Origin of the sequence: Suipraeoptans intestinalis (assembly GCF_009696485.1) — a bacterium.
Classification (GTDB): Bacteria; Bacillota; Clostridia; order Lachnospirales; family Lachnospiraceae; genus Suipraeoptans; species Suipraeoptans intestinalis.
The window spans coordinates 672215-687783 of sequence record NZ_VULY01000018.1 but is presented as its reverse complement, the minus strand read 5'-3'; the positions used below and the strand labels follow the sequence as shown (position 1 = coordinate 687783).

At 51.0% G+C, this 15569-nt stretch carries 8 protein-coding genes and 1 pseudogene; 6 read left to right on the top strand and 3 right to left on the bottom strand.

Annotation, left to right across the window (positions count from 1 at the left end):
- Positions 1–100 precede the first annotated feature (100 nt).
- Positions 101–5689, bottom strand: coding sequence for a leucine-rich repeat protein (locus FYJ34_RS03930; RefSeq protein WP_154476432.1), 5589 nt, complete (start codon positions 5687–5689; stop codon positions 101–103).
- A 580-nt stretch (positions 5690–6269) separates the two neighbouring features.
- Between FYJ34_RS03930 and FYJ34_RS03925 the strand changes: the two genes are divergently transcribed.
- The 5 genes from FYJ34_RS03925 to FYJ34_RS03905 are packed head-to-tail and all read left to right on the top strand — an operon-like array spanning position 6270 to position 11939.
- A complete protein-coding gene (locus FYJ34_RS03925) occupies positions 6270–7811 on the top strand; it encodes an amino acid adenylation domain-containing protein (protein ID WP_154476430.1) in 1542 nt (513 codons plus the stop codon).
- A gap of 35 nt (positions 7812–7846) precedes the next feature.
- Positions 7847–9112, top strand: a complete 1266-nt coding sequence (locus FYJ34_RS03920; RefSeq protein WP_173017054.1) for an alanine racemase — start codon at positions 7847–7849, stop codon at positions 9110–9112.
- The gene (locus FYJ34_RS03915) at positions 9112–9339 is read left to right on the top strand and encodes a phosphopantetheine-binding protein (RefSeq protein ID WP_154476426.1); all 228 of its coding nucleotides are present in this window, start codon (positions 9112–9114) and stop codon (positions 9337–9339) included. Before FYJ34_RS03920 ends, FYJ34_RS03915 begins: the two co-directional genes overlap by 1 nt.
- A 1-nt stretch (position 9340) precedes the next feature.
- Positions 9341–10933 (top strand): MBOAT family O-acyltransferase, encoded by a 1593-nt coding sequence (locus FYJ34_RS03910; protein WP_154476424.1) that lies wholly within the window; start codon positions 9341–9343, stop codon positions 10931–10933.
- Entirely contained in the window at positions 10920–11939 is a 1020-nt protein-coding gene (locus FYJ34_RS03905) for an SGNH/GDSL hydrolase family protein (RefSeq protein WP_154476422.1), read from the top strand. The genes FYJ34_RS03910 and FYJ34_RS03905 overlap by 14 nt, the downstream gene beginning before the upstream one ends.
- A 106-nt stretch (positions 11940–12045) precedes the next feature.
- Here the strand turns inward: FYJ34_RS03905 and FYJ34_RS03900 are convergent.
- Together FYJ34_RS03900 and FYJ34_RS03895 are read right to left on the bottom strand one after the other, a co-directional pair.
- Positions 12046–12632, bottom strand: a pseudogene (locus FYJ34_RS03900) (cytidylate kinase-like family protein).
- Entirely contained in the window at positions 12604–13839 is a 1236-nt protein-coding gene (locus tag FYJ34_RS03895; protein WP_154476420.1) for an MATE family efflux transporter, read from the bottom strand. The pseudogene FYJ34_RS03900 and the gene FYJ34_RS03895 overlap by 29 nt, the downstream one beginning before the upstream one ends.
- 308 nt (positions 13840–14147) lie before the next feature.
- Here FYJ34_RS03895 and FYJ34_RS03890 point away from each other — a divergent pair, with 308 nt between their 5' ends.
- On the top strand, positions 14148–15533 hold the full coding sequence (locus FYJ34_RS03890; protein WP_154476418.1) for a hypothetical protein: 1386 nt from the start codon (positions 14148–14150) through the stop codon (positions 15531–15533).
- Positions 15534–15569 lie beyond the last annotated feature (36 nt).

Sequence of the window (15569 nt, the reverse complement as noted above, 5' to 3'; positions counted from 1 at the left end):
GCCTGCCCTTTGATTTAGAAGGGCAGGCCGTTCAGACTGTAGACAAGGTTGGTGCCAGAGATAATCTCCAGCACCACTTAAAAATGATGGATCTGATTGTCTAATTCCTATTTTGTTTTCTCTTTTTTGCCAAATCTGCCAATGCCAGTCCGAAGCAGCCAAGAAGGGAAAGGTACAAAGCCCCCCGGATGGGAGTATCTCCTGTCTTTGGAGCCTTTCCGGACGTGCTTGTTGCTGCGGCTCTTTTTGCAAAATCTACGGAAAGACCGTTTTTATCTGTAGGCAGGACATCGCCGCCGGGATGCGTCATATCCGGAGAAGGAGTGTCCGGGATAGGCGTGTGGGAGGCGGATTTTCTATAGGTGACTACCACCTCCTTATCTTCGTCCATTCGGATCAGGGAAATCAACCCTGAAACAGTTACAGGCTGACCGTTTATGGTGACAGAGTCCACCTCGTATCCCGGATCGGGTGAGAAATGTACTTCTGTATCTGAACCGTCTGTCAGATCCTTCCTGGAATCGGAAATGCTTCCATGCCCTCCCTTTACCCGGGTAATCAGAGCAAATTTCGGCGGAGCAAGCTTATCGGAAACCTTTGCGCCGTAGTACAGATCGGCAGAGGGCGCACTGCCCGGCTGGTAGGAAACCTCCAGCAAAGACACCTGCCCAAAACGGTTTTCGCGAAAGGTGAAAGCTTCCTGATCCAGATCTGCCGGGATGCGCATCCAGGTTCCGCCTCTTGGCTGGAAGATAAGCTGGGGGATACCGGTGACGGGATCCTTTCTGACAGAAGTCGTGGAGGCCGTCCGAATCCTTGTAAACCCGTTCTTTTTAAAGGAAATTTGATATTCGGAAGGCAGCGGCAGCTCTTTGCCGTCTGGTGTGGCCAGATGGAAGCGGTAACCGCTGTATTTGTAAATGGTCCTTCCGCCGGCCAGCTTGGAGATTGCCGCATAATCTGCTTCCTCCAAGGAAACAGGCTCCACCACCAGCTTCGTATCCGAAGGAAGAGAAGCAGATAACGTGCTCAGACTTACGATCCCGTCCGCCGAGGTAAAGGTTTTTGGCTCCTGTGCCTCTTTCCCCAGGAGGATCACTTCTCCTTTTGGCGTCTGTGCTTCCAGAGCGGCCCGGAGTTCCTTGTCCGCCTGCTCCTGACGATACACCTCCAGCCGGAGCAGCTGGTCTCCGAAAGGATGTGGAACGGTGGGATATCCCTGCTTTGCAGTCCCCTGCTGGGGCGTCCTTGGAACCAGCGTGGTGTTCAGGCGAAGGGTGTGCAAAGGATTGCCTGCGAACGCACGGTAATTGATAAATCGAACCTTTTCCGGGATGACGACAGAGGTCAGCCGGTTGCCCTCAAAAGCGCTTCGATCGATCACTTCCAGATTTACCGGTAGCCGGACGGAGGTTAAGGCACACTTGAAAAAGGCGTTGGAGCCGATCTCCGTCAACGTATTGGGAAGCGTGACTTCTTCCAGGGCAGAGCATCCTTCAAAAGCAGAAGAGCCAAGCTCTGTCAGTCCGTCGGGAAGCACCAGCTGGCGAATCCCCAGATTGGTAAATGCACCGGGGCGGATCGCCGTTATCTGGGAAGGAATGGTAAGCTGGGTTATCAGCTTGTGGTTGGCAAATGCATTTGCCGGAATCGTAGTAAAGTGGTGGTTTTCCGGAAGGCGGATCGCAGTCAGGTGAGAATCGTCTCCCCAGGCACTTACCTGAAACGCGCCGGCTTCGATGGTTTCAACAGAATCCGGAATGCTTAGCTGTTCCAGCTGGTAACAATTTTCAAAAGCACCCATACCAATATGACGCAGTCCCTCCGGCAAAGTCAAAGAAGAGAGCTTTTGCTGCTTAAACGCACGGGGGTAGATCTTTTCCAGCGTACCGGGCAGGGACAGCTCATGGCTTCCCAGCATGGAAAAAGCAGATTCGTTTACTTCTTTGATACCTTCCGGAAGCACGATCTTTTGCATTTCATAGCTGCCCCAGGAATAACCGAAGGCGCTTTCTCCAATGGAAACGATCTTCACGCCGCCGATCTCTGCGGGGATATTCAGGATCCGTTCCTCCAAAGGAAGCTGAAAGAGGTCGTCCTTCTTGAGATATTCGGTGATCATGCCCCGGGAAGGGCTGATCTCGTAGTCGCCGATGGTGATCAGATCCTTGGGCTTTTGTCCTTCCCCTACGAGCGTCTCCGCATGAGGGGTTTTTGGAATGCTTGGGTCAAATACCGGATTTATGGCATCCGGATCCTGTACATTTTCATGGGTTCTCACATAAGTACGAATCATGGGCATTCCAAAGATCCCCTGTCCAAACAGAGATTCAAAGGAACCGTTGTAATACTTTCCCTTTGCATAATCCAGGGTGCCGGGGCGTACACTGGCGTCGATGGCGACAGCAGGCCCTTCTCCCTTGGGCAGGAGCTGCCGGACGATCACATACGCCTTTCCGCTTAACTGAATCTGCAAAGAGGACAGATCATATTTGTTCCACTGTCCCCCCTTCCCTTCCACCGTCTGCGGAGGAATCAGGTCAATGAGCCTTCCTGCTTCATTTAGCTGCTTGATTTCCAAAGATACCTTTCCGTTTCGGAAATAAGGATTTTCCCCGGCAAAATATACCATAACGTGGGAAAGCACTCCGTCCTTGGGGGCATCGATCTCAGTTGCCACACCTGTTTGAGGACGGGAAAGGGCAGCGCCGCCGCTAAGCGGATTGTTGTTGTCATATCCCAGCTGTTTCATTCCGGGGCCCGGAGTTCCTGTTTTCAGATGAGGCTCATCCAGAGGAAGAGAGGAATTGTCTCTTTCCAAAAGGATGGTTCCCAGATCAACAGAATCTGTTCCCTCCTCCAGCCGGATCCGTTTGGTCTTATAGCCTTTTGCGCCCACCAGGAGCTGTTTTTTTGTAAACGGAACCTTTTCCAGAGTAAAACTTCCGTCCATTTCACTGGAGGAGGTTTGAAGTCCTTCTCCCTCAAGCTGAATGGTGGCGCTTAAGGGGATCACGGAAGAATCCGAACCGCCGGGGGTCGTGTTTGTAAATTCTGTAAGGAGATGCTCCTTTAACTGCAAAGAATCCTGTACCGTTCCGTTCAGTGTAAAGGACAGGTCATCCAGAAACAGTCCGTACCCATCGGAGGCCCCTGCCGTCAGATGGAAGAAAAAGATGTTTGCCACTTTTCCCTTCAAAGGACTCAGATCAATGCGGCGCTCCTGCCAGGTGTTGTTTATTTTTGTGGGATAGTTATAGATCTTAACGGTTCCTTCGCCCTTTATTTCCGCCTGAATGCCCAGAACGCCGCTGTCCCAGGAGGCGTATTCCTGAAAGACCAGTTCCGGCTTATCTGTTTCACCAAGTCCGGTGAGATCCAGGCGCGGCAGTTCCAAAAGAGACTGCTTCAAAGCGCCCAGATAGGGACTTCCGATGTTCAGTCCCGCAAGGAAATTGCCGCTGACAGGCTTGGGATCAACATTCAGGTTTGCCACACCGTGAGAGAAGTTGCCGCTGTAGGCAAAGCCGGGAGCGCCGGATTCAAAATCTGTCCGGTATTCCCCGGGGCGAACAGAAGCAAAGACCGTCAGGTGGGCCGACGCAGTTTCAAATGTCGCTCCGTCTTTCGTGGTCAGACGGATCTTCTGCGAATAATTTCCCGGAAGAGGAGTCTCCTCTTTGGAAAATGCGCCGGAAAATTTCCGGGAATGGGAGCTTTCTCTTTTGAGTTCTGTTTTCCTGGTGAAAGGCGCTCCGTTTTCTGATCCTTCCAGCAGATATTCCAGGCGGGCGATCTGCTTTGGCGAAAACGCGCCGGCCCCAAGATCTACGGAAGCCACAAGCGGACGATCCGTATAGCCGCTCTGGGGAAGACGGATTTCCACCTCCGGGATGGCTGACTGCACCGCCTTCGGATCCTTTGCAGCCTGTACCGTTCCCTTGACTGCACGGTAATCTGCGGAGGGAGTTCCTTCCTTTCCGGCAGCATGAAGTGCGGCCTGTACAGCCTGATAGGCATCCACAGAACCATATCCATATCCCTGATTGGGTGAGGTATCATAATCACTATCGGTGCGAGGGATCGCCGTTTTTCGAAGAAGATCCTCCAGCTCCGAAAGGCTGAGAGAAGGATTGGCCTCCAGCATCAGGGCGGCCGTTCCAGCTACATGTGGGGCAGCCATGGAGGTGCCGTTAAAAGAGGTATAAGCATTGCCGGGCACAGCGCTTCGGATCTGAACACCGGGAGCTACGATATCCGGTTTAAATGTAGCATTGGGGTAGGGCGATGGCCCCCTTCGGGAAAAATCAGCCAATCCCCCCTGATTGTCGGAAGCGCCCACGGTAAAGACCTGATCAGAGCTTCCCGGGTTATCCACGGAACCGGGAAGCGCCTTTGTGGAACCGTTGTTGCCGGAAGACATGACGTTTAAGATCCCGGCGGAACGAAAGGCCTTTGCCGTCTGTTCAAACCAGAGATCCATATCCTGCTTTCCGTCAGACCAGCTCTGATTTACGATCTGGGGCGCTTTTGCAGGATCGCCTCCGGGAGCCATCATCCACTCGCAGGCCTTGATGATGTTTTCGTTGGTTCCGCCCGCTCCTTCTTTAAAGGCTCTCGCCACGATAAATTTGGCTCCGGGAGCCACGCCGGTCTGGTTGTAGGAGACGGCAGCTCCGTTTTCCGTAAGCCGGGTTTCTTCGCCGACTACGATGCCGGCTACATGGGTACCGTGGGTATCACCGCCTACGGAACCATCCTCCACAAAGTCTACATAATTGCCCTCCAGAGAGATCTGGTTGGTCTCCGGGTCGAATCCTCTGAAGTGGCGGATCAGCGCCGGATGTTCATAGTCTACAGCCTGATCAATGATTCCTACTACGACGCCCTTTCCCGTGATGTTCAGATCAGACCAGACCTTTGAGGCACGGATGGCATCCAGATTGGCTTCCACTTCCTGCGGACGGAAAGCGGCAGTCACGCTGTGGAGGCTAAAAGCCTGGGATCTGTTTGGCTTTGCCACCGGTTCGGACTGCAGCGGCTGATCTTCTTTGCATTCCCGCACATTGGACAGCGCAGAAATATGATCCACCACAGACTGAGGCGCTTTTAAAGCCAGAGTGTTTGAAATCCAATAGCTATTGTATTCCAGATCCGCCTCCGGATATTTTGTGGAAATATCCTGCAAAAGAGTGCGGGCTTCCTGTTGGGCCAGTATGGCCGTTGCCTGCAGGGCGGCGACTCGTCTTGCCCGGATATCAAACGAGGTACCTGCCGTCGGATGGGAAAGCAACTGATCATAAGAGGCAAACGCTTCAGAAGAGGCGGTCAGATGCAGCTCCAGGACGGCCTGTTCCACCTGTTCCTGCAAGGGGCCAGGTTCGGAAGAAAATGTGATCAGATATTTTTTGGCAGGCGTGGAGAGATCCAACGTAGGAAGCGTATGTGCAGATGCGGCTTCCGAAGAAGGCTCTCCTGGATGCTTTGCAGACCCTTCCGGTTCTGTGTCGGAAGGCTCCGCCTCTTTGGCTGCAGGATCAGATGCGTCTGCAGCAGGCTGCTCCTGTGCGGCGCCGCCCGTACCTGTGTCCTGTAGATCCTCTACCGCAAATACAGGCAGCGTACTAGTAAGAAGTAATGCGGCGGATAGAAAAAGGCCGCACAAAGTTACCGATAATTGGTGTTTCATAATGGTCCCCCTTTTTTCATAATTTAAGAAGAAAGGAATGGATGTTCTGTCCGAATCTTTTCTTCTGTCAATGAAGTACAATGACACAACAAGGTTAGCAAAAACTAACTAGAGGAATTATAGCACAGGAAAAGAGAAAATACCATACTTTTTGCAGGAAGGAAAACAGAAGGTTGCGAGAGGCAAAAATCTTCGGATCCGGGAAAAAGAAAGGGGGCAGGAGGCAAGATTACAATTTTGTAAGAAAGATGCAAGCTTAAGTAAAGGCAGGCGAAGATGGGGTATGCTAACATAGCATAGAACAATAAAACAGAAAGCCGGAAAAGGTGTCAGACGACATCGTTTTGGATTCCAGAAACGGGAAACCGAAAAGAGCGGAAGGCAAAAGGAAGAGGCGGGCAGCGGAATGGAGACGTCATCAGGCTGTTTTGCAAATCCACCTTTTTGTGATAGGATATAGAACGGTTGACATTTTTCGCAGAAGGGTGATAGGAAAACTTAGATAATTTTAAAGTTTTCTTCATAATTCTTTAAGAGTGATCAGGGATAATAGAAGCATACGATAGAAGGGGAGGCAAGTATGAAAAACATATTGGAATGGCTGGAGCAGCAGGAAGAGAAACGACCGGATGCGCTGGCGGTAGATGACGGCAACAAAACTTACACGTGGAGAGAGCTGTCGGAAAGGGCGAGAGCCATCGGGGAACTTCTCTGTGAGGAATGCAGCCCGGGACAGCCGGTTGCTATCCTGGCGGATAAAAGTACAGAAGTACTGGCAGCTATGATGGGAATTGTTTACGCCGGCTGTTTTTACGTCATAATCAGCCCGGGGCAGCCGATAGACAGAAGAGCTCACATTTTTCAGGTGTTGGATGCAAAAGTGCTGATAACAGGCAGGGAGCACCGGGAAAAAGCAACAGAGGCAGGGTATACAGGGAAAATCCTGCAGCTGGAAGAGTTGATGGAAGCGGGAGAGAACAAAACGCCGCAGGGGACAGCCACAGGCGACTTTCTGAAAGAACGACGACAAAGGGCGACAGACCGGGATATCCTGTACGGAATCTTTACTTCCGGCTCTACCGGGGTGCCAAAGTGTATCGTAGTCAGCCACCGGGCAGTGCTGGATTTTATCACACACTTTGTGGATACTTTCCACCTGACGGCGGAGGAACGGTTTGGCAATCAGGCTCCCTTTGACTTTGATGTGTCGGTGAAGGATATTTACAGCTCCATGGCTGTGGGGGCGCCGCTGATCCTGATCCCCAAGGAACTGTTTTCCACACCGGCAGGGCTTCTGGATTACCTGGAAGAAAAGCAGGCAACCGTTCTGGTGTGGGCTGTATCGGCTTTGACGCTGGTATCTTCTCTGAAAGGACTGCAGTATAAAGTACCCTCTCAGGTGAAAAAGATCATGTTCAGCGGAGAGGTGATGCCGGCAAAACAGCTTCGGATCTGGCAGGAGGCTTTACCGGAAACCGAGTTTGCCAATATCTACGGACCTACGGAGATCACCTGTAACTGTACCTATCATAAAATAGACCGGATGGTGGAAGATGGAGAAAAGCTTCCGGTGGGGATCCCCTTTGAGGGGCGTAAGGTGTTTCTGCGCAACACGGAAGAAAAGGAGCTGGGGGGAAAGACGGTGGAGATCGGAGAGATCTGCGTGGCAGGAGAATCCATTTCCGACGGGTATTACCACAACCAGGAAGAAACAGACAAGAGATTTCTGACCCATACCTTTGCGGACGGAAAGCAGGCGTGGTGCTATTGTACCGGAGATCTGGGCTATTACGGAGAGCAGGGGGAACTTTACTTTGCCGGACGGAAGGACTTCCAGATCAAGCATATGGGACACCGGATCGAACTGGAAGAGATCGAAAGAAGTATGGAACAGATCCCGGGCGTGGAGAGAAGCTGCTGCGGTCTGGATACACGGCGTGGAAAGCTGGTGGCCTTCTACATGGGAGAGGCAGAAGTAAAAGAGATCAGGACCCGACTGAAAAAAGCGGTTCCCGTTTATATGATCCCCCAGAAATTTGTACAGATGGAAAAGATGCCCCTGACGAAAAACGGAAAGACAGACCGGGGATATTTCCGGGCACGATTAGAAGGGGACGCATAGCCACACGACGAAGAGCAAACATGAGAGGAATGGATATGAAAGTAGAAGAATTGAGAAAGATGGGTCCCTGGGAAACACCCATGTACCTGTTTGATCTGGAGCTGTTTCGGGAACGGGTAAGACTGTTTCGCCGGGGAATGGGAGAACAGACGGGACTGTGCTTTGCCATGAAGGCAAACCCCTTTCTGGTAGGAAGGATCTACCAGGATGTGGATCGGATCGAGGTATGCTCCATGGGGGAATACAGGATCTGTCAGAAGATTGGGATACCGCCGGAAAAGGTGCTGATCTCAGGGGTTCTGAAGAAGGAAGAGGATCTGGAAGAGATCCTGGAACATTACGGTAGCCGGTGCTTTTATACGGCGGAGTCCTACGGACAGCTGCGGCAATTGAAGGCCTGGGGGCAGGCGCACGGACAGAAGATTCGTGTCTATCCCAGGCTGACCAGCGGTAACCAGTTTGGAGTAGATGAGGAAGAAATGATCCGGATGCTGCAGGAGATCCGGGAAACTGATTGTCTGGAGCTACAGGGGATTCACTATTTTTCCGGAACCCAGAAGAGAAGTATGAAAAAGGCAGGAAAAGAGCTGGAATATCTGGATGACTTTTTGGAGCGGGCAGAAAAGGAGGCGTCCGTCTCAATAAAGGAAGTGGAATATGGTCCCGGCTTTGCCGTATCGTATTTTGAAAATCAGGAAGATAAAACGCAGGAGGACGTGGAAATCCTGGCAGATGCGATCCGAAAGATGCGATGGCAGGGAAAAACAACGCTGGAGATGGGAAGAGCCCTGGCGGCAACCTGCGGGTACTATATGACTACGGTGCGGGAATTAAAGCAAAGCCAGGGAAAACGATACTGCCTGGTAGACGGAGGGATCCATCAGATCAATTATGACGGGCAGATCCGGGGCATGTACATCCCGAAGGTACAGCTCCTGAAAAAAGATCCGCAGAAGAAGGAAGTGCCGGTCGGAAAAGAGGAAGCATCCGGTATGCAGGTTGACACCGGAAAAGAAGCCGTGCATAATAGGAAAGACTTGAAGGAGTGGATCGTATGCGGATCTCTTTGTACCATCAATGACGTACTGGTACAAAAGCTTCAGGCAGAGGATCTGGAGTGCGGAGATATACTGGTTTTTGAGAGGGCCGGTGCCTATGCCATGACGGAAGGAATGAGTCTGTTTCTGAGTCATGAGCTGCCGAAGGTAGTGATCTATGACGGGGAAGCAGGACTGGAAACCATAAGAGAGGAAATACAGACCTATGGTCTGAATTCAGAAGAAAGCAGGAGGGAATCATAATGGAACAGTTGTTGGAGATCTTGGAAGAAATTGATGAAAGTATTGATTGGAAAAACGAAGAGGCGCTGATCGATGATCATGTGCTGGATTCGCTCAGTGTAGTTTCTCTGATCGCAGAGCTGGAGGAGCAGTTTGACATTGAGATCGAAGCGGCAGAGATCATTCCCCCGAATTTTAATTCGGCGAGAGCAATGTGGGAGATGATCACAAGATTGCAGGAGAACTAAAATGGCTTATCATACAGCGATATATTTGTTTATCTTTCTTCCGGCAGTGCTTCTGGCGTACCAGATCACACCCAGAAAATTCAGGGGATATACGCTGTTGGCAGCAGGCTACAGCTTCTTTTGGATCATCAGCCGCAATCTGTTGATCTACCTGTTGGGAACGACGCTGTTTACCCATTATATCGGCGTCTGGCTGGGGCAGGTAAAGGCGGCGCAACGGGAGACGCTGGCGGAGTGTGGAGAGAAAGCGAAAAAGAAAGAGATCAAAGGCGCTTACAAGAAAAAAGAACGGCGGATCCTGACCTTTGGGATCCTGACGCTTCTGGGCGTGCTGGCGTATGTCAAATATTATCAGTTCTTCTTCCAGAATGTGAACGGACTGCTGGAAGCGCTGGGAACAGGAAGAGCCATAGAGATCAAACGGATTCTGGTACCCATCGGAATCTCCTTCTATACCCTGCAGGCCATCGGCTATATGGTGGATGTGTACTGGGACAAGATCTCGGCGCAGCAGCCCTTGAAGAAAGTGGCGCTGTTTCTGGCGTTCTTTCCACAGATCATGGAGGGGCCGATCGCTCTGTATGATCAGACGGCTCACCAGCTTTGGGAGGGAGAAGCCCTGACAGGGAAAAATCTTTCCGAAGGCTGCCTGCGGATCCTGTGGGGACTGTTTAAGAAAATGCTGATCGCCGACCGGCTGTTTTTGCTGGTGAAAATGATCTTCGACAATTATCAGCAGTACCACGGTGTTATGATCGCAGTAGGAGCGGTGGCTTATACCATTCAGCTTTATATGGAATTTTCCGGCTCCATGGATATTATCATCGGAACAGGCAGGATGTTTGGCGTGGTGCTGCCGGAGAACTTCCGTCAGCCCTTTGCGGCGAAGAATGCGGCGGAATTTTGGCGGAGATGGCATATTACCCTGGGAGTCTGGCTGAAAACCTACGTCTTTTATCCGGCGTCCGTATCCGGTATCGTGAAAAAGTGGAACCGCTTTGGAAAAAAGAACTGCGGGAAGTATCTCACGCGTTTGGGCGTTTCCGCAATGGCGTTGTTTCCGGTGTGGCTGTGTAACGGCCTGTGGCATGGACCCAGGTGGAGCTATATTTTTTATGGGATGTACTACTTTGGGATCCTGCTTGTGGGAGAAGCGCTGGAGCCGGTACGGAATCAGGTGCTGAAAAAACTGCATCTGGATGAAAATGCCCTGTACTGGCGGATTCCTCAGATGCTGAAAACATGGCTGATCATTTTTACGGGAGAACTGTTTTTCCGGGCAAATGGGCTGAAGGCCGGGATCCACATGTTTCTCAGTCTGTTCCGGGATTTTCAACTGCGGCCTCTTTACGACGGGACCCTGCTGAACTTTGGGCTGGATAAAGCGGACTACGGGGTCATCCTGATCGGCTGTGCGGTGGTAGGCATCGTAGGGTTTATTCAGGAGAATCAGCTACTGGAGAAGGAAAGCATCACCACCTTCCGTCTTCCGGTGCGCTGGGCAGTGTACTATGCACTGATCCTTGCGGTGGTGATTTTTGGAGCTTATGGAATAGGATATCAACAGGTGGATTTGATTTATGCGGGATTTTAAAAAAATAGGAAAAAAAATAGGGAAGCCGTTGCTGTTTTTTGCAATACTGTTTTTGATGCTGGAAGGGGTTTCGCGGAAGCTGGAGGCAATCTCCCTCAAGGATGAAAAACTGGTGCAGGGACGGAATAAAAGTCTGGTACGGATCAAAAAAGAACCGAAAGATACGGTGGACGTTCTGGTGCTGGGGGACAGTCTCAGTTATTCGGCCATTTCTCCCATGGAGATCTGGGACGAAGAGGGAATCCCCACCTTTGTCTGCGGGCAGGCGGGGCAAAAGGTACAGGAGACCTACTATCTGTTAAAGACGGCGCTGGAAACCCAGTCGCCCAAGATCGTTATGCTGGAGGCAAATATCATGTTCCGTGGCGGGCCGGGACTTTCGGCGATCAAGGAATCCATTGAAGAATGGGGAAACAATCACATTTCCATTTTACGGTTCCATGACGTGTGGAAGGCCTGTCTGATCAACAAAGAATATCCGGATCACAGTTTTAAGGGGTATAGTTTCCGAACGAAGATCCGTCCCTATAGGGGAGGGTCCTACATGACGCAGACCGAAGAAAGCGCAGAATTTCCGGATGTTGTGTTAAAAACGATGGTGGATATCGAACAGCTTTGCAGGGAGCATGGAGCCAGGCTGGTACTGGTGGGAACTCCTTCTCCGGCGAATTATAATTTTCGCAGGCACAATGCCATAGCAGGGTACGCCGCCGAGCATGGTCTCACATTTCTGGACATGAACCTGCAGACACAGGAGCTGGGGATTGATTGGAAAAAGGACAGCCTGGATGGAGGGGATCACCTGAATATTACAGGTGCAAAGAAGGTCAGCCGTTTTCTGGGCAAATATCTGAAAGAGAATTTTTCTCTGAAGGACCGCAGAGAAGATCAGGTATATGTGGAATGGAACGAAAAGCTGAAGGAATACCAGGAGCGTGAGAGAAAGGTGGTTACCAAAATGGAAAAGCATGGAATCGACGTGGATGATTCTGTGGGAAAGCCGTAGAAAACATACAAAAAACAGAGCCTATTCCGAAGAGAGAGATCACAAGGCGGATAGGCTCTTTTTTGATGCTTAGAAAAGAACGGACGGCAGAGGAGAGAAAAGGGAGTTAATGAGAAAAGGCCTGCCGGATAAAGGAGACGCACTGGGAATAGCCCAGCAGACTGCTGTTAAGGCACAGGGCGTAGTTTGCAGGCATCCCCCATTTTTGCTCCGTGTGGTAGCTATAATGCAGCCTTCTTTTTTGTCCGTCTCCTTCATGAGGGCCAGGGCTTCTTTTTCTGTTTTCTGGTAAAGTTCCATGATCCTTCTGCACTTGGAGGATTGTTCTCCGTAGATGAACACATTCAGGACATCTTTCCGGTCCCGCAGGATATAGTCGGCACATCTGCCGATTATGACGCAGGATTCCTGCTGGGCAAGCTCCCGCAGGATGGTCTGCTGTGCCTGGTAGATATAGTCGTCAACAGAGCTGCCCTGGAGATCCCTGCCGACAAAAGAATAGGAGAACAGACCTCCCTTGGGGGCATATTCCCCGTGCTCTGCGATGTATGTTTCGGCCAGCCCGGTTTTTTGGGCGACCTGGAAAATGATCTCCCTGTCATAAAACGGGATATGCAGTTCTTCTGCGATGCGTTCCCCGATAAAGTGTCCGCCGCTCCCAAATTCACGGCTGATGGTGATGATGTTTTTCATAGGTAGACTCCTCCAGTTTTGATAGAATAGTACGATAGATCCGCTTCAGGCAGACGGAAGCAAACAGGAACGAAAGGCCTTCGGCAATAATAAAAGTGGTCCAGACCGTCCAGATCAGATGGGGGGATCTGCGGGCCAGAAAAGAAAATCCCCAGGCAACAGGCAGGACCAGCAGACATTGTCTGAGCACAGACAGGAGCAAAGAAGCCAGTCCGCTGTCCAGCGCCTGAAAAATCCCCTGATATGCAATATTGACTCCGGCAAAAAGAAAGCTGATGGAAATGATTTGCATGGCGCTGATGGCGTCCCTCAGTCCAAAAGCGGCGAAGAGAATGAATTGCTGGATCTTGTAATACAGGCCATAGGCAGTCACCGCCGCCTCACTGATGCTGCCCAATATAAGGTTCATCCCATAAGTCATGGCAGACATCAGCGCCTGTGCAAGGATGGCGGGAAGGCCGATGGCGTAGATGGCCTTTAGAATGCCCACGTCCGGCTTCAGACAGGAGAGAGCATGACGGATCTCTCTGTTCTGCCGCAGGTGGAATATCAGACCCAGCAGGGCGGAGAAGATCTGTCCGATCACGGTGGCATAGGCGGCGCCGGCCACGCCCATGGCAGGAAGTCCAAGCCAGCCATAGATGAGGACGGGATCCAGGCATACATTGATCAGTGCGCCGCTGACCTGGGCGATGGTGGAAAAGCCGGAGCGTCCGGTGGCCTGCAGCAGCTTTTCAAAAATAGAAAAGAATACAATGCCAAAGGAAGCGTTACAGCAGATCTGCAGATAAACCACCACCATATGCCGGACGGCAGGATTGTCGGTCTGGCTGGCGGCATAAAAGACCGTCCCAAAAAGACCGAACAGAAGAAAGACCAGATAGATCAGAAAGCCCAGAAACAGGGCGTTGCCGGATACCAGGCTGGCCTTTTCGTATTCCTTTTGCCCGATACTTTTGGACAAGAGGGCGTTGGCGCCGACACCGGTTCCGATTCCGATGGCGATCATCAGCATCTGCACAGGGAAGGCCAGGGTCAGAGCATTCAGCGCCAGCTCCCCCGTCTTTGGCATATGGGAAACGAAGGCGCTGTCCACAATGTTGTAAACTGCCTGCAGCATCATGGAAAGGATCACGGGAATGCCCATCGACAGCATAAGTCGGCTTACCGGCATGGTTCCCAGTTTGTTTGTTGGTTCTTGTTTCATGATACCTCCTTACATAGACAGGAGACTTTTTTAAGGAAAGCTGCCACAACCTGTATTTCGGTAGCAAAGGAGACGACAGAGGCGGATTCCGAAAGCGTTTCCGGGAGCCTCCCGCGTGCGGCCAACCACAAAAAAGGTGCAAATCCAGGATCTGGATTTACACCTTTTGGCTACGCGATGAAGTAAGTATAACAAATAGAAAAAGGAAAAGTCAAAGGTTTTTTGAAAAAGAATCCATTGACAATATATATATATATATATATAATGGGTTTCTGAAAAAATATTTAAAGGAAGAAAGGGAAGCTGCTATGAAACGTTTAAAAATACTTGCAGGAATGACTTTAGCGGTGGCGGGCTGTCTGTTGGCAACTCCAAAGGTGTCTGCAGAAGAGTCGTACAATATTCACTACGAATACGTGGAGGAGTCTTCGCTGACGGAGGCAGAAAAGGCATTGATCCGGACGGGAGATGTGAACGAAACAGTACAAAGCGACGCAGATGTCAAACTGATCTATAAGGCAAAGGATGTTTGTGAGCTGCCGGAGGATCCCAAGGATCCAACACCGGAAGATCCCAAAAACCCGACTCCGGAAACGCCGCAGACACCGGGAACCCCTGGTAAGACGACAGAGAAGGTAAGCGGTCAGCCAAAGATCACAAAAGCTTCCAAAGAGAAGGATCGTCCGAAGACAGGAGATGCATCCCGGGTGCCGGGAGTTTTTGCCCTGTGCGTGGGCAGCGGAGCGGTGATATTCGTGACAGTTCGAAAGAGGAAGCTGGCGGCAGGCGGACTGGCGCTTGTGATAGTACTCTCCTCCCTGTCGGCGCCTGCGATCTTTGCAAAGGATGCAATGCTGGCGGAACTCCCCAAAGAGGGGAAAACGCTGCAGTCGGGAAGCCAGGTTACTTACAAGCCGGAAAAAGTACGCTGCTATGATTATGTGGGATACATCATCCAGAGCAAGACACAGGGAAAGATCATAGCCAGATATTTCCTGGGGGCCCCAGGGTTCCCGGAAGATTCTGTGAAGCTGCGGGAAAAGCTTTTACGGGAAGGAGACGCAGGCAGTCCCACAGGAGGAAAGGAACAGGTAGAAAACGAAGCGACAGCTTATCTTGGCAGCATCGGGATGACTGACGTGGCAGTTCCCCTGTCTCCGGCAGAGAAGGCAGAATTCATTTCCGCCTATAAGAAGGTAGCAGAAGAGGCGGTAAGGCTTGCAGATGAGGTTCGCCCAAACAAAGAGTTTTATAGTGGTTATGACGCAAAATATCAGCATCTGGTCGATAGGGCGCAGAATATAGAGCAGGTGATGGGTCAGAGGGAATACTACAAAGTAAAGGGCTTTTTCCCAAATGTTCCCGCGTCAGGGACGATCGACAGCTTCGCTTTACACCCGCTTTCCAGTGGGACACAGTTTCTGACTGACTCTGGAGAAGTGGTTTCTCAACTGGACATTAAGGCAGATGCGGCAGGAAATTCCACCGCATTGGGAGAATTTCTTAGCGCTCAAAAAAATTCTTGGGTATATCTGTCGTATCTGGAGGACTGGAGAGGGTATAACAGATCAGAGTTTGTTTTACATGCTGTAAACGGAATACAGTATTCGCGGGAAGTGAAGGAAGAGATGGAAACAGGCGTAACGTATATTGATATCTACCTTGGAAACTTTATTCATAGTGATGCACAATAAAAAAAGGTGCAAAACGATCGATGATGGCCGTCCGCA